This is a genomic window from Asticcacaulis currens, from assembly GCF_028550395.1.
Classification (GTDB): domain Bacteria; phylum Pseudomonadota; class Alphaproteobacteria; order Caulobacterales; family Caulobacteraceae; genus Asticcacaulis; species Asticcacaulis currens.
In genome coordinates this window covers 172408-198795 of the sequence record NZ_JAQQKW010000002.1, presented here as the reverse complement: position 1 = coordinate 198795, position 26388 = coordinate 172408, and the positions used below count along the sequence as shown (strand labels likewise).

21 protein-coding genes are annotated in these 26388 nt (G+C 61.5%); 7 read left to right on the top strand and 14 right to left on the bottom strand.

Annotated elements, in window-relative coordinates:
- Window positions 1–84: 84 nt before the first annotated feature.
- From PQU94_RS04025 to PQU94_RS03995, 7 genes are all read right to left on the bottom strand, one after another.
- Window positions 85–786 (bottom strand): VIT1/CCC1 transporter family protein, encoded by a 702-nt coding sequence (locus tag PQU94_RS04025; RefSeq protein WP_272740213.1) that lies wholly within the window; start codon window positions 784–786, stop codon window positions 85–87.
- Window positions 787–857: 71 nt separating this feature from the next.
- The gene (locus PQU94_RS04020; RefSeq protein ID WP_272740212.1) at window positions 858–2999 is read right to left on the bottom strand and encodes a phosphocholine-specific phospholipase C; all 2142 of its coding nucleotides are present in this window, start codon (window positions 2997–2999) and stop codon (window positions 858–860) included.
- Window positions 3000–3014: 15 nt separating this feature from the next.
- Window positions 3015–4034, bottom strand: a complete 1020-nt coding sequence (locus PQU94_RS04015; RefSeq protein WP_272740211.1) for an alkaline phosphatase D family protein — start codon at window positions 4032–4034, stop codon at window positions 3015–3017.
- Window positions 4031–5305 carry a DUF5690 family protein gene (locus tag PQU94_RS04010; RefSeq protein ID WP_272740210.1) on the bottom strand — a complete coding sequence of 425 codons (1275 nt, stop codon included), beginning with the start codon at window positions 5303–5305 and terminating at the stop codon, window positions 4031–4033. Before PQU94_RS04010 ends, PQU94_RS04015 begins: the two co-directional genes overlap by 4 nt.
- A gap of 74 nt (window positions 5306–5379) precedes the next feature.
- On the bottom strand, window positions 5380–5964 hold the full coding sequence (locus PQU94_RS04005; RefSeq protein WP_272740209.1) for an HD domain-containing protein: 585 nt from the start codon (window positions 5962–5964) through the stop codon (window positions 5380–5382).
- 39 nt (window positions 5965–6003) lie between these two features.
- Window positions 6004–6933, bottom strand: coding sequence for a LysR substrate-binding domain-containing protein (locus PQU94_RS04000; RefSeq protein WP_272740208.1), 930 nt, complete (start codon window positions 6931–6933; stop codon window positions 6004–6006).
- 155 nt (window positions 6934–7088) lie between these two features.
- A complete protein-coding gene (locus tag PQU94_RS03995) occupies window positions 7089–9938 on the bottom strand; it encodes a TonB-dependent receptor (protein WP_272740207.1) in 2850 nt (949 codons plus the stop codon).
- Window positions 9939–10555: 617 nt separating this feature from the next.
- Between PQU94_RS03995 and PQU94_RS03990 the strand changes: the two genes are divergently transcribed.
- From PQU94_RS03990 to PQU94_RS03975, 4 genes are all read left to right on the top strand, one after another.
- Complete coding sequence (locus PQU94_RS03990) at window positions 10556–11671, top strand: M23 family metallopeptidase (RefSeq protein ID WP_272740206.1); 1116 nt, start codon at window positions 10556–10558, stop codon at window positions 11669–11671.
- A gap of 142 nt (window positions 11672–11813) precedes the next feature.
- On the top strand, window positions 11814–12113 hold the full coding sequence (yajC, locus tag PQU94_RS03985; protein ID WP_272740205.1) for a preprotein translocase subunit YajC: 300 nt from the start codon (window positions 11814–11816) through the stop codon (window positions 12111–12113).
- Between the two features lie 111 nt (window positions 12114–12224).
- On the top strand, window positions 12225–14816 hold the full coding sequence (gene secD / locus PQU94_RS03980) for a protein translocase subunit SecD (RefSeq protein WP_272740204.1): 2592 nt from the start codon (window positions 12225–12227) through the stop codon (window positions 14814–14816).
- A gap of 92 nt (window positions 14817–14908) precedes the next feature.
- Window positions 14909–15607, top strand: coding sequence for a squalene/phytoene synthase family protein (locus tag PQU94_RS03975; protein ID WP_272740203.1), 699 nt, complete (start codon window positions 14909–14911; stop codon window positions 15605–15607).
- A gap of 147 nt (window positions 15608–15754) precedes the next feature.
- Here the strand turns inward: PQU94_RS03975 and PQU94_RS03970 are convergent, their stop codons facing one another.
- Both PQU94_RS03970 and trmFO read right to left on the bottom strand, forming a co-directional pair.
- Window positions 15755–16441: a DUF1353 domain-containing protein gene (locus PQU94_RS03970; protein ID WP_272740202.1), complete on the bottom strand. Its 687-nt coding sequence runs from the start codon at window positions 16439–16441 to the stop codon at window positions 15755–15757.
- 23 nt (window positions 16442–16464) lie between these two features.
- Window positions 16465–17877 carry a methylenetetrahydrofolate--tRNA-(uracil(54)-C(5))-methyltransferase (FADH(2)-oxidizing) TrmFO gene (gene trmFO / locus PQU94_RS03965; RefSeq protein WP_272740201.1) on the bottom strand — a complete coding sequence of 471 codons (1413 nt, stop codon included), beginning with the start codon at window positions 17875–17877 and terminating at the stop codon, window positions 16465–16467.
- Window positions 17878–18024: 147 nt separating this feature from the next.
- Between trmFO and PQU94_RS03960 the strand changes: the two genes are divergently transcribed.
- Window positions 18025–18828, top strand: coding sequence for a hypothetical protein (locus PQU94_RS03960; protein ID WP_272740200.1), 804 nt, complete (start codon window positions 18025–18027; stop codon window positions 18826–18828).
- 26 nt (window positions 18829–18854) lie between these two features.
- A complete protein-coding gene (locus PQU94_RS03955) occupies window positions 18855–19754 on the top strand; it encodes a hypothetical protein (protein ID WP_272740199.1) in 900 nt (299 codons plus the stop codon).
- Here PQU94_RS03955 and PQU94_RS03950 read toward each other — a convergent pair whose 3' ends face one another.
- Together PQU94_RS03950 and uvrA are read right to left on the bottom strand one after the other, a co-directional pair.
- Complete coding sequence (locus PQU94_RS03950) at window positions 19755–20612, bottom strand: carbonic anhydrase (protein ID WP_272740198.1); 858 nt, start codon at window positions 20610–20612, stop codon at window positions 19755–19757.
- A gap of 93 nt (window positions 20613–20705) precedes the next feature.
- Window positions 20706–23588, bottom strand: coding sequence for an excinuclease ABC subunit UvrA (uvrA, locus tag PQU94_RS03945; RefSeq protein ID WP_272740465.1), 2883 nt, complete (start codon window positions 23586–23588; stop codon window positions 20706–20708).
- A gap of 257 nt (window positions 23589–23845) precedes the next feature.
- Here uvrA and PQU94_RS03940 point away from each other — a divergent pair, with 257 nt between their 5' ends.
- Window positions 23846–24529, top strand: coding sequence for a hypothetical protein (locus PQU94_RS03940; protein ID WP_272740197.1), 684 nt, complete (start codon window positions 23846–23848; stop codon window positions 24527–24529).
- On the opposite strand, the gene PQU94_RS03935 is transcribed toward PQU94_RS03940, so the two are convergent.
- From PQU94_RS03935 to PQU94_RS03925, 3 genes are read right to left on the bottom strand one after another with little or no spacing between them, the layout of a single operon-like run.
- Entirely contained in the window at window positions 24519–24959 is a 441-nt protein-coding gene (locus tag PQU94_RS03935) for a flagellar basal-body protein FlbY (RefSeq protein ID WP_272740196.1), read from the bottom strand. The two genes, PQU94_RS03940 and PQU94_RS03935, sit on opposite strands and share 11 nt — an antisense overlap.
- Entirely contained in the window at window positions 24956–25258 is a 303-nt protein-coding gene (locus PQU94_RS03930; protein ID WP_272740195.1) for a rod-binding protein, read from the bottom strand. Before PQU94_RS03930 ends, PQU94_RS03935 begins: the two co-directional genes overlap by 4 nt.
- Window positions 25258–26370, bottom strand: coding sequence for a flagellar basal body P-ring protein FlgI (locus PQU94_RS03925; RefSeq protein WP_438263732.1), 1113 nt, complete (start codon window positions 26368–26370; stop codon window positions 25258–25260). Before PQU94_RS03925 ends, PQU94_RS03930 begins: the two co-directional genes overlap by 1 nt.
- Window positions 26371–26388 lie beyond the last annotated feature (18 nt).

Genomic DNA, 26388 nt, shown 5'->3' with positions numbered 1-26388 from the left:
GAATACCTGCCTGAAAGAAGGGACGCCGGTTTCGATCGGCGTCCCTGTTTTTTTGCCTCAAAGATTTCTGGAACGTCGCGGTTTTTATCCGGCGGCCCCGAACAGGTGGCCGACCAGACCCGTGACGCTGAGGGCGATACCACCCCAGACGACCACGCGCACGACCGCTTTCAGCAGGTTCGACCCGCCCGTCCGGGCACCGACCGCCCCCAGTATCCCCAGCAGCCCGAGAGCCGACAGCGAAACCGCTGGCAGGATCAGGTTTTCCGGACTGAGGGCCAGTACCCCAATGGGCATAATGCCGCCGGCAGTGAAGGTCGCGGCGGAGGTCAGGGCCGCCTGCACCGGTTTGGCCTGCATATGCTCATAGAGTCCCAGCTCGTCGCGGGCATGGGCTTGCAGGGCATTGTGCGTGGTGAGTTGCTGCGCCACGGTGCGGGCCAGGTCTTCGGTTAGCCCGCGCGTCACATAGATGGCCGTGAGTTCCGCCAGCTCCGCCGCCGGGTCCTCGGCCAGTTCGCGCGTTTCGCGCGCCAGATCGGCGCTTTCCGTATCGGCCTGCGAACTGACCGACACATATTCGCCGGCCGCCATGGACAAGGCTCCCGCCGCCAGCGCTGCCAGACCGGTCACCAGCACCGCAGGCTTGTCCGCCTGCGTCGCCGCGACACCGGCAATCAGGCTGGCCACCGAAATGATGCCGTCATTGGCCCCCAGAACGGCGGCTCTCAGCCAACCGACGCGCGAGATATAGTGCCGTTCAATGAGTGTATGCGAAATCGCCATGAGATGTCCCTCCGGAACGTACCTTTTTCCTATACCATGGTACGGAGAACAGGGCTCTGGCTAATCCACCTCTACACCGTCAGGACCATCGCACCTATGCCGGGATCGGTGCGGCTGGGCTTGCCGGTTTCGACGTGCCCGGCGTAACGCCACAGGGTGTCGGCATCGGCCGTATCGCTGAGGCTGAGGTCGTACCACAGGTCGCTGGCGCTCAGGTCGCAGGCGATGTCGCGGTGCTCAGCGGGTTTCAGGGTGACCGTCTGCTGGCGCCGCGTGCCCGGCCCCAAAGGATAGCGGGCATCGACGCTGAGGCTGAGTGTCGCTTCGGCAGCGGTGTCATTATGCAGACGCAGCACCACCTGTGTGTTGGCGGGGTCTTCGTGCAGGCTCACGCGCACATAGCCGGTTCTGGACGGCTTGCCCCGGAAGTGACGATAGAAGCCGTTGGGACCGTGCACGGCCAGATCGTAGGCCTCCTTGTCCTGATGGTTCCATTGGGCCGCCGTATGACGTTCGCCGGCGATCAGGGTGTAGTGCCACGGCGCGCTCAGGCCGTAGGGCGCGTAGTCATGGATGGTGAAGACCGCCGCCTGTGTGCCGCTGTTGTTCAGTTCGATCCGCAGGGTGTCACCCTCCGGTCGCAGGTCAGCCCCCAAGCTATAAGGCAGGGGCCGCGCCAGTCGCTGCACAGCGGGTTGTTGCGCCGGACTCTGAACGGGCGGGATTTTCAACGCCGGCTGCCGCGCCGCGTGGGCCAGTCGATGCGTATAATCGTCGGTCGAGGGCAGGTCGATACCGCGTGTGTCCGCATTGGGCGTTTTGAAGTCGAAGCAGGCTGTCAGGTCGCCGGACACGGCGCGTCGCCATTCGGAAATGTTCGGCTCTTTCACACCAAAGCGCTTTTCGAGGAATTTCAGGGTTGAGGTGTGGTCGAAGACCTGAGAGCAGACATAGCCGCCGCGGCTCCAGGGCGATACGACGATGGCAGGGACGCGGATGCCAAGGCCCAGTGGCTGAAGGCCCTGAATGCCGGGATGCGGGTGTTTGTCGTAATCCTTGAACTCCCCGGCCACGCTCACGCCGCTGTAGCCGCGCGTGGCATCGGCGGCGGGCATGGGCGGCAGCATATGGTCGAACAGGCCGCCGGCTTCGTCATAGTTGAGGATAAAGACGGTCTTTGAAAAGACTTCGGGATGTTCGACCAGCGCCCCGATCAGCTTGGCGGTCAGGTTCTCACCATCCGCCGGCGTCCAGCGCGGGTGTTCGGACAGGGCGGCGGCGGTGACGATCCACGACACCTGCGGCAGGCGACCGGCGGCAATATCGGCGCGGAAGGCTTCGACCAGTTGTTGGCCGTCCGAGCGGGTGCGGTCTTCGCCCGTCTTGTGTTCCGATACCCAGGACCGACCGCGCTTATAGAGGTTCGACTCCTTGTCGCACGGGCGGAAGGGTTTGAATACCGACAGGATATTGTCGCCGAAATTGTCGTATTCCTGATAGACCTTCCAGCTTACCCCGGCCGCTTCCAGTCGCTCGGCATAGGTGGTCCACTCATAGGCCTTGATCGGCTGATCGGTGGCCATGTCGGCCGAAGGGGTTTCGTCTTCGCCGTAATTGCTCATCACCGGGTCGCCGCCCACATGCCCGCCGCCATTGCAGCCGGTCCACAGGTGCAGGCGGTTGGGATAGGTCTGGGTCAGGGTCGAGCAGTGATAGGCGTCAAGAATGGTGAAGGTCGAGGCCAGCGCGTGGTAGAAGGGCAGGTCCGACGCCTTGTAATAGGTCATGCGGTGCTGCAACTGACGTGAGACGCCCCACTGATCGAAACGCCCGCCATTGACGATGATCGTCGCGGCACTGTGCCCCTGATCGGCCCCATCGACCACATAGGCATTGGCGGTTTTGGAGTCGGCCCAGTAGGGCTGCACATAGCCGTCCGTGTGCTGGTCGCTGGGCTGACGCCAGACGGTGTGCCCGTTGCGCAGGCGCAGCGGGCGCGGATCGCCCAGTCCGCGCACGCCGGGAAAGCTGCCGAAATAGTGGTCGAAGGCGCGGTTTTCCTGCATCAGGATCACCACGTGCTCGACATCCATGATCGTACCGGTGCGGTTATGGGCCGGGGTGGCCATGGCCTTTTCCAGCGTCGCCAGCGTGGCAGCGCTCAGGCCCGCGGCGCCCAGCGCCTTCAGAAAATGGCGGCGATCAGCGGCCATGGCTGTGTCCCTTGCTTATAAGGTCAGTTCACTAAAATTAAGGCGATAGGAGATGTCGGTCGCACCGGTCTGGCTGTCGCTGACGCGATAGAGGATGTGCGGCGTGTTGTAGTCGTCCGCCTCCCACTGGATGTCCAGCAGGCACATGGCGTGCAGGGTCGTGGAGACGGGCGAGACGCGATAGAGGTTCTTTTCCGGCTTCTCGATCTGATTGAGGCCGCAGAATTGCAACTCGACCGCGTCATAGCCCAGAGCGCCGCGCGCGCGGGCCACCTCGCCATAGTGCTGATCGCCGGTGATGAAGACCACGCCTTCGCGGCGGTGCTTGCGGATCATCTCAAACAGCCGATCACGGGCGCGCGGATAGTCTTCCCACGTTTCTGAGCCGGTTCCGGCGGTGAGCAGGATCTGCGTCCCGCTAACGATGAGAGTGAGGTCTGCCGCGACGGCCAGCCGTTCGTCCAGCCAGCGCCACTGTGCCTCGCCCAGCATGTCGCCATGGCCGTCCGGCGCGTCGCGGTGCCAGCGCACGTCCAGCATGATGACGTGCAGGCGGCGCGCCCCGAAGGTAAACAGGCGGCTGTTGTACACGCCGTCATCCGGTGCCGAGGTGTCGGTTTCAAGGTTCCAGAAGCGCTGAAACGCCGTCTTGGATACCGCTTTCAGCGGGTAGGTGCTGTCGGCGTCATTGGCGCCGTAATCATGATCGTCCCAAGTCGCCATATGCACGCCCTGCGCCCGCAGTTCGGCAAAGCCGGGCTTGCTGGCCAGTTGGGCATAGGCTTCGGTAAAGGCGGCGGGATCGTCTTTGGTATCGACATAGACCGCATCGCCAATCCACAGGTTCAGATCGGCCTTGGCCGCCGCATAGGCCACCAGCGCCGGGACGGGTTTTTTCTGACGGATGCAGCCCAGAATGGCGATGCGGCGTATGGGGGTGCCCGGTTGCGCCGTGGCGGTGGTGAGCGGAGCGGCCAGGCTGCCCAGACCCATGCCGCTCAGGGCGGCGGTTACGGCGCGGCGGGTCGGCGTCATTTGCGGAAAACCTTCAGAGAGAAGTAGAGGGCCGAGGCGAGGGTGGTGGCCCCGACAATGGCGGCGGCGGCGTAGCAAAGGCCGGTAAAGAAGCCGAGCCAGCTCAGGGACAGGCCGAAATTCTTGAGCAGCATCAGGGCGACGCTGCCGCCATAGCCGGAGGCATCGGCCAGATACATGAAGAAGGCGGCGTTACCGGGCAGGCTCAGGGCTGCCGTCAGACGGTCGGCCAGCACAGCGTTATACGGGATGTAACCGAGATAGACCCCAGCCCCGACGGCGATCATCCACCAAAGTGGACTGAGCAGATGCGCCTGCCACGCCAGGGTCGCGGCGCCAATCAGCACTGCACCGGAGATGATCATGACATGATAGACCAGTACCGCGCGGCGATTGTCACGGATCAGGGATGTCAGGCCGAACAACGGCAGGATGAGGGCTGCGATCGGCAGTTCGGACAGGCTGAAGACCGAGGGTTCATCGCCATAACCCAGCGCATCCCACAGTTCGACGGCGAAATTGTCGCGGAAGTCACGCACGGCGGTCAGGACGATATAGGCGATGATCAGCAGGACCAGACCCAGCCCGGCGCGCGCCCAGAAGGCCTTACGTTCTTCGCGGAACATGGGCTGACGCGCCATGCGCTCGGCCACGTCGCGGGCATCCGGCGGCGGGGTCTGCGACAACATCCACACCGACAGGGCCAGAAGCGGCAGAAACAGCGCCCCGGTCGCCGCCGGCATCCACAGTTCGGGGATGCCATAATCGACGACCAGCGCGCGCCCGACCGATTTCACCACCCCGGAAGAGACGATGAAGCTGATGCACAGGCCGGTGCCCAGCCATTCCGAACTGCGCCGACCCTCCAGATAGCCGAACACCAGCCCCCAGATCATGCCGAGAGGCAGACCGCTGAAAAAGATGGCGATGACCTTCAGCGCTGCTGGCAGGACGGCAAACAGGATCAGGGAGATCCAGGAGGTCAGGACAAAGCCCACGATCAGCAAGGCCCGGCGCTCGGACTTGGCCTCGCTGACCACCTTGATGCCCACCATCTTGGACAGGGCGTAGCCCAGCACCTGAGCAATGACGAGCGTGATCTTGAAGTCGATGGCAAACGGCCAGCCGGATATGTCCGCATAGCTGGCGACCGCAAACGGTTTGCGGAAGGCGTACATGCAGAAATAGGTGGTAAAAGCGGCCATCAGGGCATAGACGGCCACCCATCCCGGACCAGACCGGGCCAGGCTGCGGGTAAGTCTGGAGGTCATGCCATCCTCGATTGCTATAATATTAAGTTAGACCGCTTTTGGTATAATTTAATATTATTATGATCGTGTGACGATCAGGCGAGGGTGGTTTCGATCGTCAGGGCCGCGGCGAGGTGGCGATCAAGGAAGGCGTCGAGGCTGTCGGTGACGGCGTGCTTGTCCTTGGCCAGTTCGTCGATGCGACGCAGCGCTATGGCCTGATCGGCAAAGGGCTCGTGCAGAAACGCCAGTTGTTCGGCACTGTCCATCAGGCCGCCCTGAAGCGCCAGTGAGATGCGTGAGTCCTTCGACAGACCGTCCTCATAACCCGGTTCCACGCTGCACAGATACCGCTTGGCGGCGACGTGCAGGCGGATCGGATCGCTGACGGCCAGCGGGAAGCGCTCGGCCGCCCATTCAGCCCCCAGGGCTTCGTGCAGGTCATCCACGCCGTCTTCGGCCGGGGCTTCGCCCAGATCGTGGATCATGTGGCCGACATCGTGCAGCAGGCACGCGATCACAAGGGCGGATGACAGGGCCTGAGCCTCGGCATGGGCGGCCGATTGCAGGGCGTGCTGAAGCTGATTGATGCCGTAGAGGCCATAGGGACGCTGGGCATTGCCCAGGTAAATATCGCGAATTTCGGCGTGCAACGCTTCCAGAGAGACGAGCTTTGTCATAAAAATATTAAATCCATCTTATGATGATATTTAATATAATTATAAACCATTCCCCCTCAGTCCGGCAAGGCGAATAAAGGCCGAAACCGCCGGAATTTCCATGTTTTCACGCAAGGTGACGATATAGACGCCGCCGGTGCGCGGCATACCCTGAACGGGCAAGGCTTTCAGGCGCGCGTCATGGCCGATTTCGCCATCGAGAATACAGCCGAAACCGATACCGTGAGCGGTCGCCTCCTTCACCGCCTCGCGGCTTTCGACGATAAAGCCGCGTTCCACGCTAGTGGCGCTGCGCCCCAGCGCAATTTCCGTCAGGGCGCGCGTCACGGAGCCTTCCTCGCGCAGGATCAGCGGCAGGCCGCTCAGTTCGCGCGCTTCGATGTGGGAACGCTGGGCAAACGGATGATCGACGGGGACCATCAGGTTGAGCGACTGCTCGAACACCAGATGGCAGGCCAGAACCGGGTCGGGCTCCAGCAGCGAGATAATGGCGACATCCGCGCGACATTCCATCACGTCGAGCGTGAGAGAGCGCGTATTGCCCAGACGGCTGGTGATTTCGATATCGGGATAGGTGCGTATAAACTGGCTGATTAACTGCATCGCCGCCGGCGGCGTGGAAAAGCCGACCGACATGCGCCCGCGCTTCAGGCCGCTGAACAGATTGGCCGTCATTTCGAAGTCATCGACGCGGCTGATGACCAGGCGCGCCCGCGTATAAAGCTCGCGCCCGGCGTCGGTCAGGTTCTGGTTCTGGGTGCGCCGGTTAAGTAGGCGCACGCCGCAAATCTGTTCCAGCGTATTGATCTGGTTGGAGATATTGGGCTGAGACACGCCCAATGCCGCCGCCGCGCGGGAGAAGGAGCCCTGATCGACGACGGTGACAAAGGCCTTGAGGGCCCCAATGGACAGGCTGCCGGTTTCACGGCGGCGGCTACGCTCGGCACTGTCGTCAGGCGAAACGGGCATGATTCTCTCTTCGATAAGCTACAGGACCTCAGCATACAAAGCGGGGCCGGAAACGCAAACAGGCTTTGTTTATTGAAAACAATGATTTGTCTTGTGGGTATAGAAAAACCCTTCCGGCCGGAACCGGAAGGGCAGGTTCAGAGATGAGAGCGGTATCAGTAGGTGTAGGCGAGGCGCAGGATGAAGTTGCGGCCCGGCTCCATATAGTCCTTCTGATAAGTCGGGCTGCGGCCCTTGGTCGTGTAGTAGCGGTGACCGTCCAGAATGTTCTGTACGTCGAAGTCCACTGTCAGGCCCGGACGGAGGGTGTAGCGCGTATGCAGGTCGAGCGACTTGTTCGGCTGCACCCATTTATCGACCGCGTTGTCGCGGGTGTCTTCGACATAGGCCCCTTGGTACTGATAGCTCAGCTTGGCCTCGATGCCGTACTTCTGATAGGTCAGCGAGGTGTTGTAGATCAGGTCCGGCGCTTGCAGGAACGAGATCGGATGACCGCGGCGATAGGCCAGACCGGTTTCCGCCGAAGAGTTCTGCGACGTCACATTGGCCTCGACACCAAAGCCGTCAAACGGGGCCTGAAGCCCTTCAAACGACTTGATGAGGTTCAGTTCCACGCCGGTCAGGGTCGCGTCTTCGCCGTTTTGCGGCTGGGTGATGGTGATGGTGCCTTCCTTGGTGTCGGCATTGACCGAGCGCCCATTGGTGAAGATGAAGTTCTTGATCTTCTTATGGAAGACGCCGACCGACACCACGCTGGAACGGTCTGGATAATATTCGGCTGACAGGTCAAAATTGACCGACTCGCCCGGCTTCAGATCCGGATTGCCGCGGTTGATGGCGATGATTTCCTGAGTCACCTTGTCACGGGTGACGCTCTCGCCGCGCGAGATGTTGGCATATTCCGGACGCGAGAAGCTGGTCCAGACAGCGCCGCGATAGATCAGGTTCTGACCCTGACGATAGACGGCCGTAACGCTGGGCAGGACATTGGTATAGTCCTTTTCGGTCTTGCCGAAGCCCGACTTCGTGCCGTCGTCGATCCAGGCCGTGGTTTCCACCTTGGTGTGCTCGACGCGGGCACCGGCGATCACTTCGAGGTCGCCCGACTGGATGTGGGCCAGAGCGTAACCGGCATAGATGGTTTCCGAGCCCTTCTTGTCGTCGCGGCTGAGTTCAGCCGTCGAATGAGTCACCGGATTGGCGGCACGGGCGGCGTTGACGGCAGCGATGACCTTTTCGCGGCTCAGGATCGAACCATAGTAGTAGCGGTCCTTGAAGAAGCCATCGACCTGACGCTCGACCAGACCTGAGGCACCCAGCGACTTGCCGTTGAGCGGCGTGCCGGACAGATCGCCTTCCCAGATCGGGGTGGAGTCGTATTCGCGCTCCGACTTCAGATATTTGAAGCCGCCTTTCACATAGTCGATCAGGCCGCTCATTTCATAACGGGCATCGAGTTTCAGGGCCGTGCGCGCATCCGACTGCTTATCCTGACTCATGGACGCCCCATCGAACGGCAGCAGATCGTCGCGGCGATCGACATTGGCGGCATAGGCTGGCAGTTGCGCCAGCGGGAAGCGCGGATCGGCCGACGACCACAGGATGCCGGTCGAGGTGAACATCGGGTCGGTCGAGCACTTATCGCAGTTATAACCGATGCTGTAATAGAGCGGCGTGCCCTTTTCACCGTAGGAATAGCTGAGGTCGTAATCGAGCGTCAGGCGCTCATAGCGGCTCTGGCCACCGATATTGATCGTGTAGAGCGACGATTCCTGATCCTGAGACTCATGGGTGCGGGCAAACTGGAAGGCCTTGGGGTTCCAGACGCCCGAACGGCCAAACAGCGACCAGTAGGAGTTGCCCGACTTGCGGTCGGCGTCGGTGATGAGGCCGTCCTTGTCCGCATCGACGATCTGAGCGGTCGTATAGCCGTAGATATTACCCTTCACAGGGTCACGACCCGTGATCATCTGCTCCGGTTGCAGCAGGGTGGTGTCTTCCAGATTGACCTGCGTCAGACGCTTGGTGGAGCGGCTGCGGAAGTCCGTATAGTCATTGGTGCCGGTACGGTTCAGCTTGGCGTACTGACCGCGCACGTAGAGGTCGTGCTGTTCAGAGTGGTAGTCGGCCGAGAAGTTGCCGCCGTAACGCTCCTGCTCACCGCGACGGAAGTCGAGGTCGATACCCGGCAGGTACATGGAGCGGCTGTCGATGGCTTCGACCGAATCCTTGCGCCAGCGATAGGGTTCCCATTCGCCGTCGTTTTCGGTTTCTTCGTTGGTGTAGTGGCTCTTGCCGTAATAGACCGAACCGAACAGACCAAAGCGGCCATCGCCGAACTTGCGCGCGCCGTCGATCTGGATCTGGCCGCTGCCGGCGTCTTCGTCCTGCTTCTGGGCGCGGTCATTGAGACCATAGGAGGCAAAAACGCGCAGGGTGGGCTTGCGGAAGTCGAACGCATTGGGGGTGACGAAGTTGACCGAACCGCCGATGGCGTCGCCATCGAGGTCAGGCGTCAGGGTCTTGTTGACCGAGATCGCTTTCAGGCCGTTGGGCGGCAGCACCGTCATCGACATCTTGCGCGAGCTGGCGTCGGTCAGGGCGACGCGCACGCCATTGATCGAATAGGCGTTATAGGTGCTGGCCAGGCCGCGGATGGAGACGTATTCGCCTTCGCCGGTTTCCTGATTGACGACGACGTTGACGCCGGGGATACGGGCCAGAGCATCGGCCACGTTGGCGTCAGGCAGTTTACCAAGATCGTCGGCGGAAATGACGTTGACGACGCCGGTGGCCTTTTTCTGAGCCAGGATCGAGTTGGCGTTCGACAGGCGCTGACCGGTGACGATCACTTCGGTGATGGGTTCATCAGTGGCCGGTTTGGCCGCCGACTTCTGGGCCTGGGTATTGGCCGTCTGGGCGTGCACGGCCGGAACGAAGGCGAGCGCGAGTACGCTGGTGCCGGTCAGGGCCGCGAGTTTGAGGCGCGATGGCGGGTTGAACATGGGTATCTCCGTTGAATGTGTCCCGACGCCCGCTGGCGGCGCGCGTCGTCCCCTCCCGTCGGCCAATACCGGCGGGCTAAACCGACTGAAGGCCCGGCAGATGGCGCTTCAGCTAAGAACTGTGTGAGGCTGGTTCCCCTTTGCGATGCGCCGTTGGTGAAGCCCCCTTACAAACGGACATATAAAAAATGCAAATGAGATGACGTGATATATACGTTTCACATATGACGCTTTGTTGACGTTGTGCGGATTTGTCGCGCTTGACAGGCAAGTGATGCGCAGGAAGCACAGTATGTAGCCCTGTGCCTTACGGAAAATGTCAGGCAGATTCCGGATCGCATGCCGATTGAATATAATTATTGAAATTTGAATTATATGCGTTTTTGATATGACGGTTCTGCAAACCTGTCGTTGGATGCGAAGGACGGCTGGCAGGGGCGTGGTGCGGTTTGCAAGGCCAGCCGTTCCGGAAACGGAGGGCCGATTTTTTTAAGCCGGAAAGCCGGTCGGCGAGCAGATTCCTTTGCAAATCCTCAACCGCGGCCGGGGCTGGTAATCTTTCATTATCCATAGTTCGGCCATAAAGGAGCGAGATTACCGACGCTCCGGAGAAACTCATGCACGCTTTAAAGCGAATTTCCGTTATCGTCATCCCGGTCCTGACCGCGACGGCCCTTTCGGCGTGTACGGTGATGCCCCAGACGCCGAAATACCCTATCTATATGGAGCAGAAGCCCGTGGCCGCTGCCCCGCAGACGCCGCCGGTTGAAACGCGCCCTGCCGCAGCCGAAGAGTCCACGGGGATTCAGCCGCTCGGGTCGAGAGGAGGGGTGACCACCAGCGACTTGCCGCCACCCCCGCCACCGCCTCCGCCTGCCACTACGGTGGCGACGAAGCCCGCGCCAGCTGCGCCCAAGCCTGCGGCGACTCTGCCGGTACATGATAGCCGCGCCGGTTTTGTCTACACGCTTCAGCCCAAGGACACCCTGTTTGGGGTGTCACGACGTTTCGGCGTGCCGGTGCAGACCCTTTATAAAATGAACGGTCTGGCGTCGGACTCGGTGACCCATATCGGCCAGAAGATATTGCTGCCCGAAGATGCCGGGGACAAGGGGGCAGAAACCTACGCCTCCGGCCTGGCGCCTGAGCGCGTCAAGGCCGTGGTGGCTCAGGCCGATGCGCCGAAGCGCGTGGTGGTGGCGCCCGCCCCTAAGCCCGTGGTCGCCGGCCCTGCCGCCGAAAAACCGGTTGTAACGCCGCCGGCCCCGACGCCCACCCCTGCGAGGCCGGTGGAGCCCCTTAAGGCCCTGCCGTCCGATACTGCGGGCATGGTCAAGCTGGGGAAGGGGCGCTTTGTTTGGCCGTACAAAGGGAATGTGCTGGTCCGCTACGGGCAGCTGGCCCCGAATGTACGCAATGACGGTATCAATATTGCGGGGCCGGCAGGCGCGGAAATTGTCGCCGCCAACGAAGGCACGGTGGTCTATGTGGGCGATCAGGTAAAGGAACTGGGGAACACGGTCTATATCCGCCACGCCGATGGCTTTTACACCGGGTATTCGCACCTCGGTAAGGTTATGGTGAAGTCCGGTCAGAAGGTGACCCAAGGGGAGACGATTGGCACTATGGGCGCGACCGGGGCGGTGGATCGTCCGCAACTGCATTTTGAAGTGCGCTACACGCCGTCTTCAGAAATTGCCAAGCCCTTTGACCCGACGCTGATCCTGCCCTGAGGCCTGTGTGCGCAGGCCTTCAAAGCATTGCACGCATAAGGAAGCCGTAAAAAGCGCATTGACCTTTTAATCTGTGTGCCTATGTATGGCGCAACCTCATTTCCTGCCTGCCGCCTGGCGGGCCAAAACGGAGACCCCGGTCTTGGATACTGCCGCTCTTGTTCAGCTTCTGCCCTTCGTGGCGATCTTCGTCCTGATGTACTTCCTCATCATCCGCCCGCAGCAAAAGCGCGCCAAGGAACATCAGGCCCAGCTCAACGCCGTAAAGCGCAATGACACGGTCGTGCTGTCGAACGGCATGATCGGCAAGATCACCCGCGTTGAAGAGGCCCAGGTTATGGTGGAAATCGCTTCGGGTGTGAATGTGCCGGTTGTCAAGTCGATGATCGCCGAAGTCCGTACCAAGGGCGATCCCGCCCCGGCCAATGACAAAGCCGCGTAAACCCCGTTAGTCCATCAGGGCCTGTCTGATCCGTCAGACAGGCTTTTTGTGTTTTTATTCAACCCATTCCCGTGAACTTTTGATATCGGGAACTCAAGGGTCGTAACGATCATGATGCAATTGTCCCGCTGGAAAATCACCCTGGTGACGCTCGTCACCCTTTTGGGTATCTGGTTTTCCCTGCCCAATCTTCTGCCGAAAACGGTCCTTGACCAGTATGGGTTCCTGCCGAAAAGCGGCCTGAACCTCGGTCTCGACCTGCAAGGGGGCTCGCACCTTTTGCTCGAAGTCGATACGGACGCGCTGGCACAGGACAAGATCAAGAACCTGACCGAAGAGACGCGCGACCGCCTGCGCAGCGCCGGGATTGCCTTCGGCACCCTGACCGCTCAGGGCGACGTGGTCAGCGTCCGCATCAACGAAGCCGGGCGCGTCGATGCCGCCGTCACGGCCCTGACGCCGCTATCCAATCCGCTGGTCAATAACCCGTCGGCGCGCGATGTGGCCATCAGCAAGGAAGGCGATCAGGTCATCCACCTGACCTACACCAAGGAAGGTAAGGCCGCTGCATCATCCGGTGCTGTGGACGCATCCATCGAAACCGTGCGCCGCCGCGTCGATAATCTGGGGACGCGCGAACCCACCATCATTCGTCAGGGTACCAACCGTATCGTGGTTCAGGCCCCCGGTGAGAGCGACCCGGAGCAGCTCAAGCGCGTGATCGGCACCACCGCCAAGCTGACCTTCCAGATGGTGGACGAGTCGGCCTCGCCGTCCGATGTGGCCGCCGGTCGTGTGCCGCCGGGCTCTGAGCTTCTGCCGACCTCCGATCCGACCTTGCCGCCGTCCATGGTGGTCAAGAAGCGGGTCATCGTGTCGGGCGAAAACCTTACCAAGGCCTTTGTTGATAACGATCAGAACGGTCGCCCGGCCATCGGTTTCCGTTTTGACGGCGAAGGTGCACGCAAGTTTGGCGAGGCGACCTCGCAGAATATCGGTCGTCCGTTTGCCATCATTCTGGATGGCAAGGTGGTGTCGGCTCCGCGTATCATCAGCGCCATCACGGGCGGTTCGGGCCAGATCACGGGCAACTTCACGGTTCAGCAAGCCTCGGAGCTGGTCAATGTGCTCAACGGCGGGGCGCTGACTGCGCCTTTGAATATCGAAGAACAGCGCGTGGTGTCGGCCGAATTGGGGGCCGACTCGGTGGCCAAAGGCCAGCTTTCGACCATTATCGCCTTTATATCGGTGCTGATCTTCATGCTGCTGGCCTACGGCTGGCTGTTCGGCGGCATTTCCATCGCCGCCCTGATCGTCAACCTGATCCTGATCATTGCCGGTATGTCGGTAACGCAGGCGACCCTGACCCTGCCTGGTATTGCCGGTCTGATCCTGACTCTGGCCGTGGCCGTCGACGCCAACGTGCTCATCTATGAACGGATGCGCGACGAAATTCGCGCGGGTCGGAACGTGATCGGCGCGCTGGACGCCGGTTTCTCCAAGGCTATGGAAACCATCATCGACGCCAATCTGACCTCACTGGGGGCGGCGGCGATCATGTTCTTCTTCGGGGCCGGTCCTGTGCGCGGCTTCGCCTGGACCCTGTCGCTGGGGGTTATCACCTCGGTCTTCTCGGCCGTCATGGTCACGCAACTGCTGCTCGCCTGGTGGTATCATGCCCGTCGGCCCAAGACCCTGCCGATTCAGGCTCCGGACGGCAAGGGCGTGTGGCCGCTGATCAAGATCCTGCCGCAAAAGACGCATTTCAACTTTGTGCGCTTCTCCAAGCTGGCCGGGATTATCTCCATCGCTCTGGTGGCCGGTTCGCTGTTCTTCACCATCTGGCCGGCGACCCCGCCGTGCGGGGGTCTGAACTGCGGCGTCGATTTCAAGGGCGGTACCATCCTCGAAATGTCGCAGAAATCCACCATTGATCTGGGCAAGCTGCGCAGCACGCTCGATACGCTGGACCTCCACGACGTGCAGGTTCAGGGCGCCGGTCAGGCCGGTCAGGACGCCATGATCCGCTTTGAGTCGCCGACCAAGAACCCGCAGGCGGCTCTGGATCGTGTGCAGACCTCGATCAAGGCGCAATTCCCGGACGCCAGCTTCAAGCCGGCCACCGTGGTCGGCCCGAAGGTGTCGGGTGAGCTGTTCACCGGCGGTATTCTGGCGCTGGTCTTCGCCATCGGCCTGATGATGGTCTATATCTGGTTCCGCTTTGAATGGCAGTTCGGCCTGGGGGCGGTCGTCGGCCTGATGCACGACGTCATCCTGACCTTCGGCCTGTTCGCTGTCTTCCGTCTGGAATTCACCCTGACGGCGGTCGCAGCCATCCTGACCATCATCGGCTATTCGATGAACGACACCGTCGTCGTGTTCGACCGTATCCGTGAAAACCTGCGTAAGTACAAGAAGATGGCCCTGAAGGACGTGATCGACTTGTCGATCAACGAAACCCTGTCGCGCACCATCATCACCGGCGTGACGGCGGTCATGGCGCTGACCGGTCTGGCGGTTCTGGGCGGTGAGGCGCTGTTCTCCTTCTCGGTGGCGCTGATCTTCGGTATCGTTATCGGCACTTACTCGTCCATCTATGTTGCCGCCCCGGTTATCCTGTTGTGGGGCGTCAACCGCAATGCGGCTGAAGCCGAGGTCGTCGATGTCGGCGGTTTCAAGGGCAAGAAGGCCCCGCAGCCTTAAAGCGGGTCTGCCAGACTTACAAATGACCGCCCTGTCCGTTTGGCAGGGCGGTTTTTTGTTGCTTTTGATGTGCGGCAGGGTAAGGGCAGGGCATGTCCGACTCCCCGATCTTGCCCGAAGACGAAACCGTACCGCGCGATGAGGTCGTGCGTCTGGCCGCACAGTTCATCGAGGATGCGCAGACGCGGGCAGACGTGCTGGCCCTGCTGGCCTTTGCTGAACTGCTGCGCGATGTCCCGGCCCGCGTCTCTGAACCGTTGCTGGGCGATATCCGCTATACATGGTGGGTTGAGGCGCTGGAGGAAATTCGCGACGGGCGCAAGGTGCGTTATCATCCGCTGAGCGCGGCGCTGTCGGGCGTGGCCGAACGCCATGCCCTTGATATGCAGGTGCTGATCGACGCCATAGAGCCGCACCGGTTACAACTGGATGGCCGCCTGTCTTTGCGCGACGCTTTGAGCGTGGCCGACAAGGGGCAGGCCGCGGTACTGGCACAGGCGGCCAGGGTGCTGGCCCCGACCGCCGATGCGGCGTGCCTGCTCATCCCGGCGCGCTTTCACACCCTGGCGACGATGAAGGTGGCGGGTCGTTTAAACGCCAACGAAGCCGGTGCAGAAGAGGGGCGTCATCTGTACCGTGAGGCGCGTCAGTCTGTGAAACGCGTGCCGTCGGCCCTGTTGCCCTTGGTGCTGCCGACGGCGGTGGCGGCCGACCTGTGGCAGGGGCGCGTGCGCAGCGCCCTGTCGGTGCGTTTGAAACTGCTCTGGGTGTTTGTGACGGGCCGGATTTAGATTTTACCACGGATACACACCGATAGCCGCCTGCGGCGGCAACACGGATGCCTTAAACTAAAAAAGCCTTTTAACATAAGCTCTTTTATCCGTGTTATGGCCGCAACGCGGCCATATCCGTGTCTATCCGGGGTTTGAATCTAGGATTTACCCAATCCCGAATAGCGGCTTCTTTTTCGGCGGTTGTGTCACGGTCGGCGTCACGGGAGCCGGATATAACGGATAGGCCTTCCAGCCCTTGGCCACCATCTCTTCAAAGCCCTTGCACTGCGGCAGGGTCATGATGATGCCGGTTTTCGGCTTGGCGAACGGGGCCGGGAAGCGCGCCGACGGGAAGGCCGGATTGACGAACACCCAGTCCGAGGCCAGTCCATAACCGCTTTCCCCGCCGGTGCGGACGGCATTATAGGCGATACGCGCCTCGATCTCGCTGACGCCCCATTTGCGCATGGCGCGGTAGAAGATGTCGTCGGCGTCCTGACGCTTACCCGGCTCCCCGATGGCGTAAAGCCAGTCGTGGACGATGGCCGCACGGATGGTCGGCCCGTCCGTATTGACCGCAAACTGTCCGAACCACGGCACCGAGGCGAAGTCGGTGCGGAACCATTTAGGCACCACCACCACCTTGCCCGTCAGCTTGTCGCAATAGGGGAACTCATCATTCAGCGTATAGAGCTTGCGCCCTTCCTTTTGCACATCGAACAGCATGATGGGCTGCGGTTGCAGGGAGGAGGGAATGACGACCGGTGTTGGCACGACCGGCGGCGTCTCGGTCGTGGCGCAGGCACTTAAGCCCAGAACAGACAGAGCGAGGAGAGGGGCGAGAGCTTTCATCACACACACACTTCAGCAGGCATTCAGGCCGGAACGGGTTCTGTTTTTAACCACGTCTCGATATCGCGCAAGGCCCGAACGCTCATTTGGCGTTTCTTGGCGCGGGTGCGATCCTTGACGGGGATCTTCTTGCCGTCTTCGTCGAACTTCGGGGCCTCCATCGGCGGCAGCAGTCCATAGTTGATATTCATGGGTTGAAAGGACGCCTTTTCATCGGCCAGATGCCCGCCGGTGATATGCCCGATCAGGGCCCCCAGTGCCGTGGTCGGCGGCGGCGGCGGCAGGCTTTCGCCTCTCGCTTCGGCGGCGGCAAAGCGTCCGGCAAGCAAGCCCATGGCGGCGCTTTCGACATAGCCTTCGACGCCGGTGATCTGCCCGGCAAAGCGCAGGGACCGCTCACCGATCAGGCGCTTCAGGCGCAGATCGGCCCCCAGCACCTTGGGCGACTGGATGAAGGTGTTGCGGTGCAGTCCGCCCAGACGCGCGAACTGCGCGTTCTGAAGCCCGGGGATCATGCGAAAGACCTCGGCCTGAGCCCCGTGTTTCAGCTTGGTCTGAAAGCCAACCAGATTATACAATGTTCCCAGGGCATTATCCTGCCGAAGCTGAACAATCGCATGAGGTTTGACGGTCGGATTATTGGGATCGGTCAGGCCGACGGGCTTCATCGGGCCATAGCGCAGGGTTTCGCGTCCGCGCTCGGCCATCACCTCAATGGGCAGGCAGCCGTCGAAATAGGGGACGTGCTCCCACTCCTTGAAATCCGCCTTGGGGCCGGTCAGCAGGGCATCGACAAAGGCCTCATACTGGTCCTTTGTCATGGGGCAGTTGATATAGGCCGCCGCGTCGCCGCCGGGCCCTTCCTTGTCGTAGCGGGACTGCCGCCAAGCAATCGACATGTCGATGCTTTCGGAGTGCACGATAGGGGCGATGGCGTCAAAAAAGCTGAGGTGGCCTTCGCCGGTCAGTTCCAGAATGACCTCGGACAGGGATTCCGAGGTCAGCGGCCCGGTGGCACAGATGACGTTTTTCCAGTCCTTGTCTTTCAGGGAGGTGACCTCTTCGCGCAGGAGGGTCACCAGCGGATGCGCCGCCAGAGCGGCGGTGACGGCCTGCGAGAAGCCTTCGCGGTCAACGGCCAGCGCACCGCCGGCCGGCACCTGATGTCTGTCGGCGCAGGCCATGATCAGCGAGTTGCCGCGCCGCATTTCTGCGTGCAGCAGGCCCACGGCATTATATTCCCAGTCGTCCGAGCGGAACGAGTTGGAGCAGACCAGTTCGGCGAGGCCGTCGGTCTGGTGCGCGTCGGTCGGTTTGACGCCGCGCATCTCGTGAATAATGACGGGAACACCGGCCTGAGCCAGTTGCCAGGCGGCTTCGGAACCGGCGAGACCGCCGCCAATGATATGTACGGGTTGGACTGTCATGCGGGTCATATAATGAGATCGTATGACGATGTCACGGTCTCGATGAAAAACATCGGGCCACTTGCCTTTGCCCTTTTAAAGGGAAAGGATTTGTTTAACAGTGGTCCCTGCTTAGGGTTAACGCTGCGGGTTATCGGGCTTTTGGGGATTTCGACAATGAGTTTCGGCACGGCCTTTCATCTGATCGGTGCGCTGAAGACGGCCGGGCAGAGCCTGCCGCTACTGTGGCGCAAGGCGGGCCCGGTTCTGGGTGTTCTGTTTGTCGTCCTGCTGCTGGGGCATCTGCCGCATCTGGATGTGTGGTTGCGGCGGGGTCTGATCGTGGTCGGCGTTATCGTGCACACGGCGGCGGCGGGGGCGCTGTATCGTCTGGCCCTGTTCGGTGAGCGTTTTGCTGCGGCTGAAGGTCTGGGCTTTGGCGGTTTGCAGTTCGGCAAGGGTGAGCGCCGCCTGCTGGGGGCGAGCGCTCTGGTCCTGCTGTTCTGGTCCATCGTGTTTATCGCGGGCGCCGTGGTGCTGGCTCTGTTCATGGGGGCGGCAGGTCTGCCCGAAGACAGCTACCGCACACCGCAGGCCCTGCTGCGCACCCTGATCGAAGGGGCGCAACCGCAAGGGGTCGTCGTCGGCGTTGCCATTATCGCCGTTCTTCTGACGCTCAGCATCCTGACGGTGAAACTGTGGCTGCACCGCGCCGCCACGGTGGCCGAACATCGTCTGGTGTCGCTCAATGCCCTCAGCCTGTCTTCGGGACAGACGGTCAAGCTGTTCCTTGGCTATGTCTATATCCTGCTGCCGTTTATCGTCCTGAGCAACCTGATGCCGCCGCTGATGATCATGGCGGAATTGCCGCTGGGGGGCATTATTAATTTAGCGCTGGGTGTGGGCGTCTTCATGCCGCTGAGCATTGCTTTTTTGGCGTCTGCCTATAGGCAAATCAGCGCACTTCGCGCTAAGGGATAGGAAGTTCTCTTTCCCCGGTTCCGTGCATGGCTTCGTCCGTTGATTTTGCCTTTGAAGGCTTCCGTATCATCCGTGAGCGGCCCATCCTGATTGCCTGGTGGGGGGCGGTTCTGCTGGTAGCGCTTATCCTGTCTACCGCTTTGCTGATGTCGGTGGCTGGTCCGGAATGGAACGCCCTCATTCAGGGGCAGGTGCCCAACGAACCGGAAAAGGCGGCGGAGTTGCTTCTACGTCTGGGGCCGGCCTATGTGCTGGCCTTGATGGTGACTCTGGTTTTTTCGGCCATTATTACCTGCGCGGTGTATCGGGCGGTGCTGGGCGGACATTCGCCTCAGTTCGGGTTTCTGCGTCTGGGGGCCGATGAAATCCGGCAGATGGCGCTTTCCTTCGTGCTCGCTCTGGCCATTATCGTCGTTACCCTGCTGATTACCGTGGTCCTCGCCATACTGGGTGGTCTGCTGTCATTCCTCGTCGGTGCGGTGTCTCAGGCCGTCGTCCCGGTGATCGGAACCTTGACGGCCATGGCGGCCATGATCTTCAACATCTGGCTGATGGTGCGTCTGTCCATGGTCAGCGTACAGAGTTTCGATGAAGGTCATTTCAACCTGACGGGTTCGCTCAAGCTGACTCAGGGGCGGTTCTGGTCGCTTCTGGGCGGATTTGCTGTGGCCTTCCTGATGGCGTTACTGGTCAGTATGCTGGCGCAGACCGTGTATATGGCCTTGGCCGTTCTTATAACGGGCCGTGAAATCACGTCGGTGGACGAGGTGCCTCAGCCCGACGTCTCACAACTGGCCAATCTGTTTGAGCCTTTGACGGGCATCTATCTGGCGGTCAACGGTGTGATTGCGCCCCTGACCACGGCTATCATGATTGGAGCCGTCGCTGCGGCCTATCAAACCCTGAAAAATACGCCAAAAGCCTGATCAGCTTCCGACGAGGTGCAGGATGTCTCGGCCCTGCGGCGACTGTATCGGGCGCGCATTGGGGCCGGTCAGGCGCTGATAGGCGTCCACCTGCTCCGGTGAGATCGACAGCGGCGAGGCATAGACCAGCCATGTGACGTTTTCCGTGCACGGCGGCGTGGTCAGCGAACCGGAATAGGCATAAAACTCTTCGGTGGCGGGCATCAGATCGCGCGCATTGACCAGCAGGTCGGGGATCAGGGCGGCCGGCCCCGGATCGGTCGGCAGCCACGTCCAGATGGGTGCCAGCATGGGGTCGGCCACGCCTACATCCGACAGGACGCCGATAACCAGCAGGTCACCCTTGTCGTTCTTGTGCACAAAGTGGGTTTCGATGGCCGCGCGGTGGCCGTCGATCGTGTGTTCGGACGGGGTATGGAAATGGAACTGCACCAGCTTGTAGCGCACGCCGTCCATCACCACGCCGCCGCCGTCGGTCGGTGAGACCTGAATGGCGTGTCCCATGTTCTGGATCTTGGCCGGGGATGAGGTATAGTCGAGCGTCAGATTAACGGCCTTGGGCGACGCCACGCCGCTGAGATTGATCGGGGACTGACGCGGTCCGGTCTTGCAGGCCTTATTCTCAGTGCTCAGATCCCCCCAGTGCGCCGGGCCGTCATCGCCTTCATAGCTCCAGTGCGCGACATCGTTCTTGGCGGCACCGTGTTCCGCATCGCTCCCCCCATGATCGCCTGCGGCTTCAGCGTGCGGATCGCCAGGCTCGGCCTTCGGCTTGCTGCACCCCGACAGTCCCGCGCTCATCAGACCAAGGGCGGCAACAGTAACGAGCAGGGCCGAGGAGAGGGGGCGGCGGCGCATGACGGGTCTCGAATCGAGGATGACGATGTTCGATTCAATGCCGCAACAGGGTTAACGCAGTGTTCACTTTCGCAACGGATCCGCGTTTGAAGCCTATTTTTTCCGCACCTTGTGCCGGGCCAGAATGTCTTTCAGGTATTTGCCGGTCCACGACTTCGGATTGTCCGCCACCTTTTCCGGCGTGCCGAAGGCCACGATCTCGCCGCCGCCGTCACCACCTTCCGGGCCGAAGTCGAGCAGCCAGTCGGCCGTCTTGATGACGTCCAGATTGTGCTCGATCACCACGGTCGTGTTGCCGTGGTCGGTCAGCTCGTGCAGCACTTCCAGCAGCTTGCGCGTATCCTCAAAATGCAGCCCCGTGGTCGGTTCGTCGAGAATATACAGGGTTTTGCCCGTGGCGCGTTTCGACAGCTCTTTCGACAGCTTGACGCGCTGCGCCTCACCGCCCGAAAGGGTGGTCGCCTGCTGGCCGATCTTGATATAGCCCAGACCGACGCGCTTCAGCGTCTCCAGCTTGTCACGGATCGAAGGCACGGCCTTGAAGGCCTCGGCGCCTTCCTCGACCGTCATGTCCAGCACATCGGCGATGGAATGGCCCTTGAAGACGATCTCCAGCGTCTCGCGGTTATATCGCTTGCCCTTGCACACATCGCAGGTGACATAGACGTCGGGCAGGAAGTGCATCTCGATCTTGATGACGCCGTCGCCCTGACAGGCTTCGCAGCGGCCGCCCTTGACGTTGAAGGAGAAGCGGCCCGGTCCGTAGCCGCGCGCCTTGGATTCCGGCAGGCCGGCGTACCAGTCGCGGATCGGCCCGAAGGCCCCCGTATAGGTGGCTGGGTTGGAACGCGGCGTGCGGCCGATGGGCGACTGGTCGATCTCGACCACCTTGTCGAAAAACTCCAGCCCCTCGATCTTGTCGTGGACGGCGGGATTGGCGGAGGCGTTGTTGAGGCGTCGCGCCGCCGCCTTATGCAGGGTTTCCAGCGTGAAGGTCGATTTGCCGCCACCGGAAACACCGGTGATGCAGGTCATGACGCCCACCGGAATTTCGCCGGTGACGTTTTTCAGATTGTTGCCGCGCGCCCCGATGACCTTGAGCATCTTCTTCTTGTCGATGGGGCGGCGCTCATTGTCCGTATCCTTCGAGAAGTAGAGGGGGATTTCGCGCTTGCCGGTCAGATATTGCCCGGTCAGCGAGTTGGCATTGGCCTTGATGTCATCGGGCGTGCCCTCGGCCACCACCTGACCGCCGTGCACACCGGCCGCCGGGCCCATGTCGATCACATAGTCGGCGGTAAGGATGGCGTCTTCGTCGTGTTCGACCACAAGTACCGAATTGCCCAGATCGCGCAGCCCTTTCAGGCTGTCGAGCAGGCGGTCATTGTCGCGTTGATGCAGACCGATCGAGGGTTCATCCAGCACGTAGAGCACGCCGGTCAGGCCCGAACCGATCTGTGAGGCCAGACGGATACGCTGGCTTTCGCCGCCGGACAGGGTGCCGGAATTGCGCGACAGGTTGAGATAGTCGAGCCCCACCGCATTGAGGAAGTTCAGGCGGTCGAGAATTTCCTTCAGGATGCGCCGCGCAATATCCATCTGCTTTTCGCTCAGATGGTTCTGCAGATCGGCGAACCAGTCGTGTGCCTTCTTGATCGACAGGCCGGAGATTTCGGCGATGTCCTTCGCATTGACCTTGACGGCCAGGGCCTCGGGCTTGAGGCGCTTGCCGCCGCAGGCCTCGCACGGGGTTTCGGCCTGATAACGGCTCAGGTCCTCGCGCACCCAGGACGAGTCGGTTTCGCGGTAGCGGCGCTCCATATTGGGGATGACGCCTTCGAACGGCTTGGTCACGTCGTAGCGCCGCGAGCCGTCCTGATAGACGAACTTGATCTTTTCCGAACCGGACCCCAGCAGGATCACGTCCTGCGCTTCCGGCGTCAGGGCGCGCCATTTGGTGTCCATCTTGAAGCCGTAATGCCCGGACAGGGCTTCAAGCGTTTGTGCGTACAGCGGCGAGGGGCCCTTGGCCCATGGCGCAATGGCCCCGTCCTTGAGGCTCAACGACTCATCCGGCACGATCAGCGAGCGGTCAAAGGTCAGCTTCACCCCCAGCCCGTCGCAGGTCGGGCAGGCGCCGAACGGATTGTTGAACGAGAACAGGCGCGGCTCGATCTCGGCAATGGTAAAGCCAGAGACCGGGCAGGCGAATTTTTCCGAAAAGATCAGGCGCTTCGGCTCGGTTTCGCCTTCAGCCACATCGGCATATTCGGCGATGGCCAAGCCGTCGGCCAGCCGCAGCGCCGTTTCCAGACTGTCGGCCAGACGCTGCATCAGCCCGCCTTTGACGACCACACGATCCACCACGACGTCGATATCGTGCTTGTACTTCTTGTCGAGCTTGGGGGCGTCTTCGATGGCGTAGTACTGACCGTCGATCTTCAGGCGCTGAAAGCCCTGACGCTGAAGGTCGGCGATTTCTTTCTTGTATTCGCCCTTGCGCCCGCGCACGAAGGGGGCCAGCAGCAGCAGGCGCGTCCCTTCGGGCAGGGCCATGATCTTATCGACCATCTGCGAAATGGTCTGGCTTTCGATGGGCAGACCCGTGGCGGGCGAATAGGGCACGCCGGTGCGCGCCCACAGAAGGCGCATATAGTCGTGGATTTCCGTTACCGTACCGACGGTCGAGCGGGGGTTTTTGGAGGTCGTTTTCTGCTCGATGGAAATGGCCGGTGACAGGCCTTCAATCAGGTCCACGTCGGGCTTCGACATCAGCTCAAGGAATTGCCGCGCATAGGCCGACAGCGACTCGACGTAACGCCGCTGCCCCTCGGCATAGATGGTGTCGAAGGCGAGTGACGACTTGCCCGACCCGGAGAGGCCGGTGAGCACCACCAGCTTGCCGCGGGGAATATCGACATCGACCCCCTTGAGGTTATGCTCGCGCGCGCCGCGCACCTTGATGAAGCCCTGCATCAGGTTTGAGCTGCTCATCAGCATATCCTTGTCGTGTCCGCTATCGGCCATTACGCATATCCATTTGGGGAGGCAATTTCCGCCATATAGGTATAATGGCAGCGTCGAGAAAGTGTCAGCAGAGGTTTTTGGGTTCACTGCCCGATTTGCGCTGATGGCGCAAGAACGTTTTGCGAACGCTTTTGTAAAAACTGTGTCCGTGGACCGCCTCTTAAAGGCCGAATTGTTCGTCTCATCTAGCAGAGACAGGGGGCGGTATGGCGCATCAGGTGATTCAATGGCGACAGGTGGGGTTCGCCGCACTTGTAGTGGCGGCGGCGCATATGGCGCTGGCCCTGCTGTTCATGATTTCGCGGCCCCGTGAAACGCCGTCGAAGGACGGGCCGACCCTTAGTGAGGTGTGGTTTGTGCCATCGCGCGGGGTGAGGTCGCCGTCCCGCTCAGCTCAGGGAGGGCGCCACACGGCGTCACCGGCCTATCCTCAACCCTTGCGGTCTCCTGACCCTTCCGGGGCTACGCCTTCGGTAGTCGCCAGTACGGCCGCGCCGTCCGCCACCGAAGATACGGGGCGTGAGACGCTTGGGGCTGCTCTGCGTCACGGGCAGGCCTGTCGCAAGGCGTTAATGAACGGAACCGCCCTGCCGCCCGATTGTCCTGAACGCGGTTATGCCCCTGTGCGGCCTTTGCCGGTCAAGCCGGGGCCTCAACCCTATTGGGAGGCGCAGGTCGCCGCCACCGAAGCCGAGCGCCGCTACAAGAGCGAGCCCGGCAATGTCGATTACTGGAAGCGCGTCAACGGCCCCGACTCGCCGCGCTACACGCCGCCCGACCTGCCAGCGCCGGGCGTCTATTCCACGGAAAAGGGGCAGTTTATGCACGATGTCGATGGGCGCACCGATGCCTATTACAAGGCCAAGCGCGAAACCCTGCCTAAGCCTTGAAGCCGTAGTTCAGGGATTGCGGCGTGCGATCCGTTACCGCCGCGCCGGGGCCGTAGGTCAGGCTGGGCTTGCGGTTCTCATTCAGCGTATCGGCGACCGCCTTCATCAGACCCTCTGAAATCGTCTTGGCGGCTTCGACAGCGCGCGCATGGCGCTCGGATATGGCGACAAACACCTCGGTCGCCCTGCGCAGGCTGTCCTTATGCGCGGGGCTCAACCCTTGCAGACGCGCCGGGTCGGCCTTCAGGCGGGCGCTTTCCTGCCGATAGAGGGCGGACAGGCTGCGTGTTTCTTCGACCGAGTCGCGGATATCGAGCGGGCGATGGGCTTCCAGCGCTTCGGCTTCGCCGGTCAGGCGTTCGGTGAGGCGTTCGGTCAGAACCAGAAGCTGAGCCGCGTAATCATCGGCGTCGCGGGCGGAAATGCTCATGAGTGCGCCTCCTGAAGGGCAAGAAGTTGTTTCTGAACCTGCGCGGAAATGCCGACACCTCCGGATTTTACCACCTGACCAGCCAGGGCGTCGAGATAGACCGACCGAAAGGCTTCCTCACCTTCGCCACCACCGAACAGGCCGTCCGTGGACAGGCCTTCGAACATGGGTTTCAGCATCTGGGAAATGACCATGTTTTCAAAGTCTGTACCCACCTTTTTCCCTGTTGGTGGCGAGGCCTTGGACAGGGTGGGGCTGTGTCCGTTCGTTGAGGTTGCGGTGGTATTGAGCGTGTCCATTACATCACCTCGATATCGGCTTGCAGAGCGCCGGACGCCTTGATGGTCTGCAAGATGGAAATCATGTCGCGCGGGCTGACGCCCAGGGCATTGAGACCATTGACCAGATCGGTAAGCGAGGTGGTCTCCTGAAGCTCATAGAGTTTTTTGCCCTTTTCCTCTTCCACGCTCACCGAACTGTCGGGAACGGCAGTCGTCTGGCCCTGCGAGAAGGGAGCGGGCTGACTGACGAAGGGGCGCTCATCGACACGGATGGTCAGGTTCCCCTGAGCGATGGCAACGCGCGAGACGCGGACGTTTTCACCGATGACAATGACGCCGTTGACCTCATCAATGACCACCTTGGCCGGTGTATCTACGGCGACGGGCAGTTGCTCAATGGCGGTGATGAAGCTCATCATGTTCATTTCCGGCCGGTTGCGCACCGATACCACGGTCGGGTTGTCGGCAAAGGCCGTGCCGGGATAGGCCTTGTTCACCGTGTCCGCGATGCGTTTGGCGGTGGTGAAGTCGGGATTTTTCAGCGTCAGGCGCACGATGGGCATGGCGTTGAAGTCGAAACCCGTTTCGCGTTCGATGATGCCGCCTGAGGCGATACGCCCGGCGGTCGGCACGCCCTTGGTGACGGACGAGCCCGACGCCCCGCCGGCAGATACCGACCCCGTCTGGATAGAACCTTGTGCCGCCGCATAGGCTTCGCCGTCGGCCCCCAGCAGGGGGGTGACCAGCAGCGTGCCGCCCAGCAGGCTCTTGGCGTCGCCCATGGCCGAGACGGTCACGTCGATGCGCGCGCCGGGTGCGGCAAAGGGCGGCAGTTCGGCGGTGACCATGACCACGGCGGCATTCTTGGTATTAAGGGTGGCGTCGCGGATATTGACGTCCAGCCGCCCCATCATGCTTTCCATGGTCTGTTTCAGCATGGGGGCGTTGCGCACCGTGTCGCCCGTGCCATTCAGCCCGACGACGAGGCCGTAACCGACCAACTGGTTCTTACGCACCCCTTCGAAATCGACAATGTCCTTGATGCGGGAGGCGGCGCAGGCATTCGACAGACCGAACACCGGCGCACACAGAGTCATAAAGGCGGCGAGGGCGGCAAGAAGGAGGCGCATACGCATGTCCACACAGAA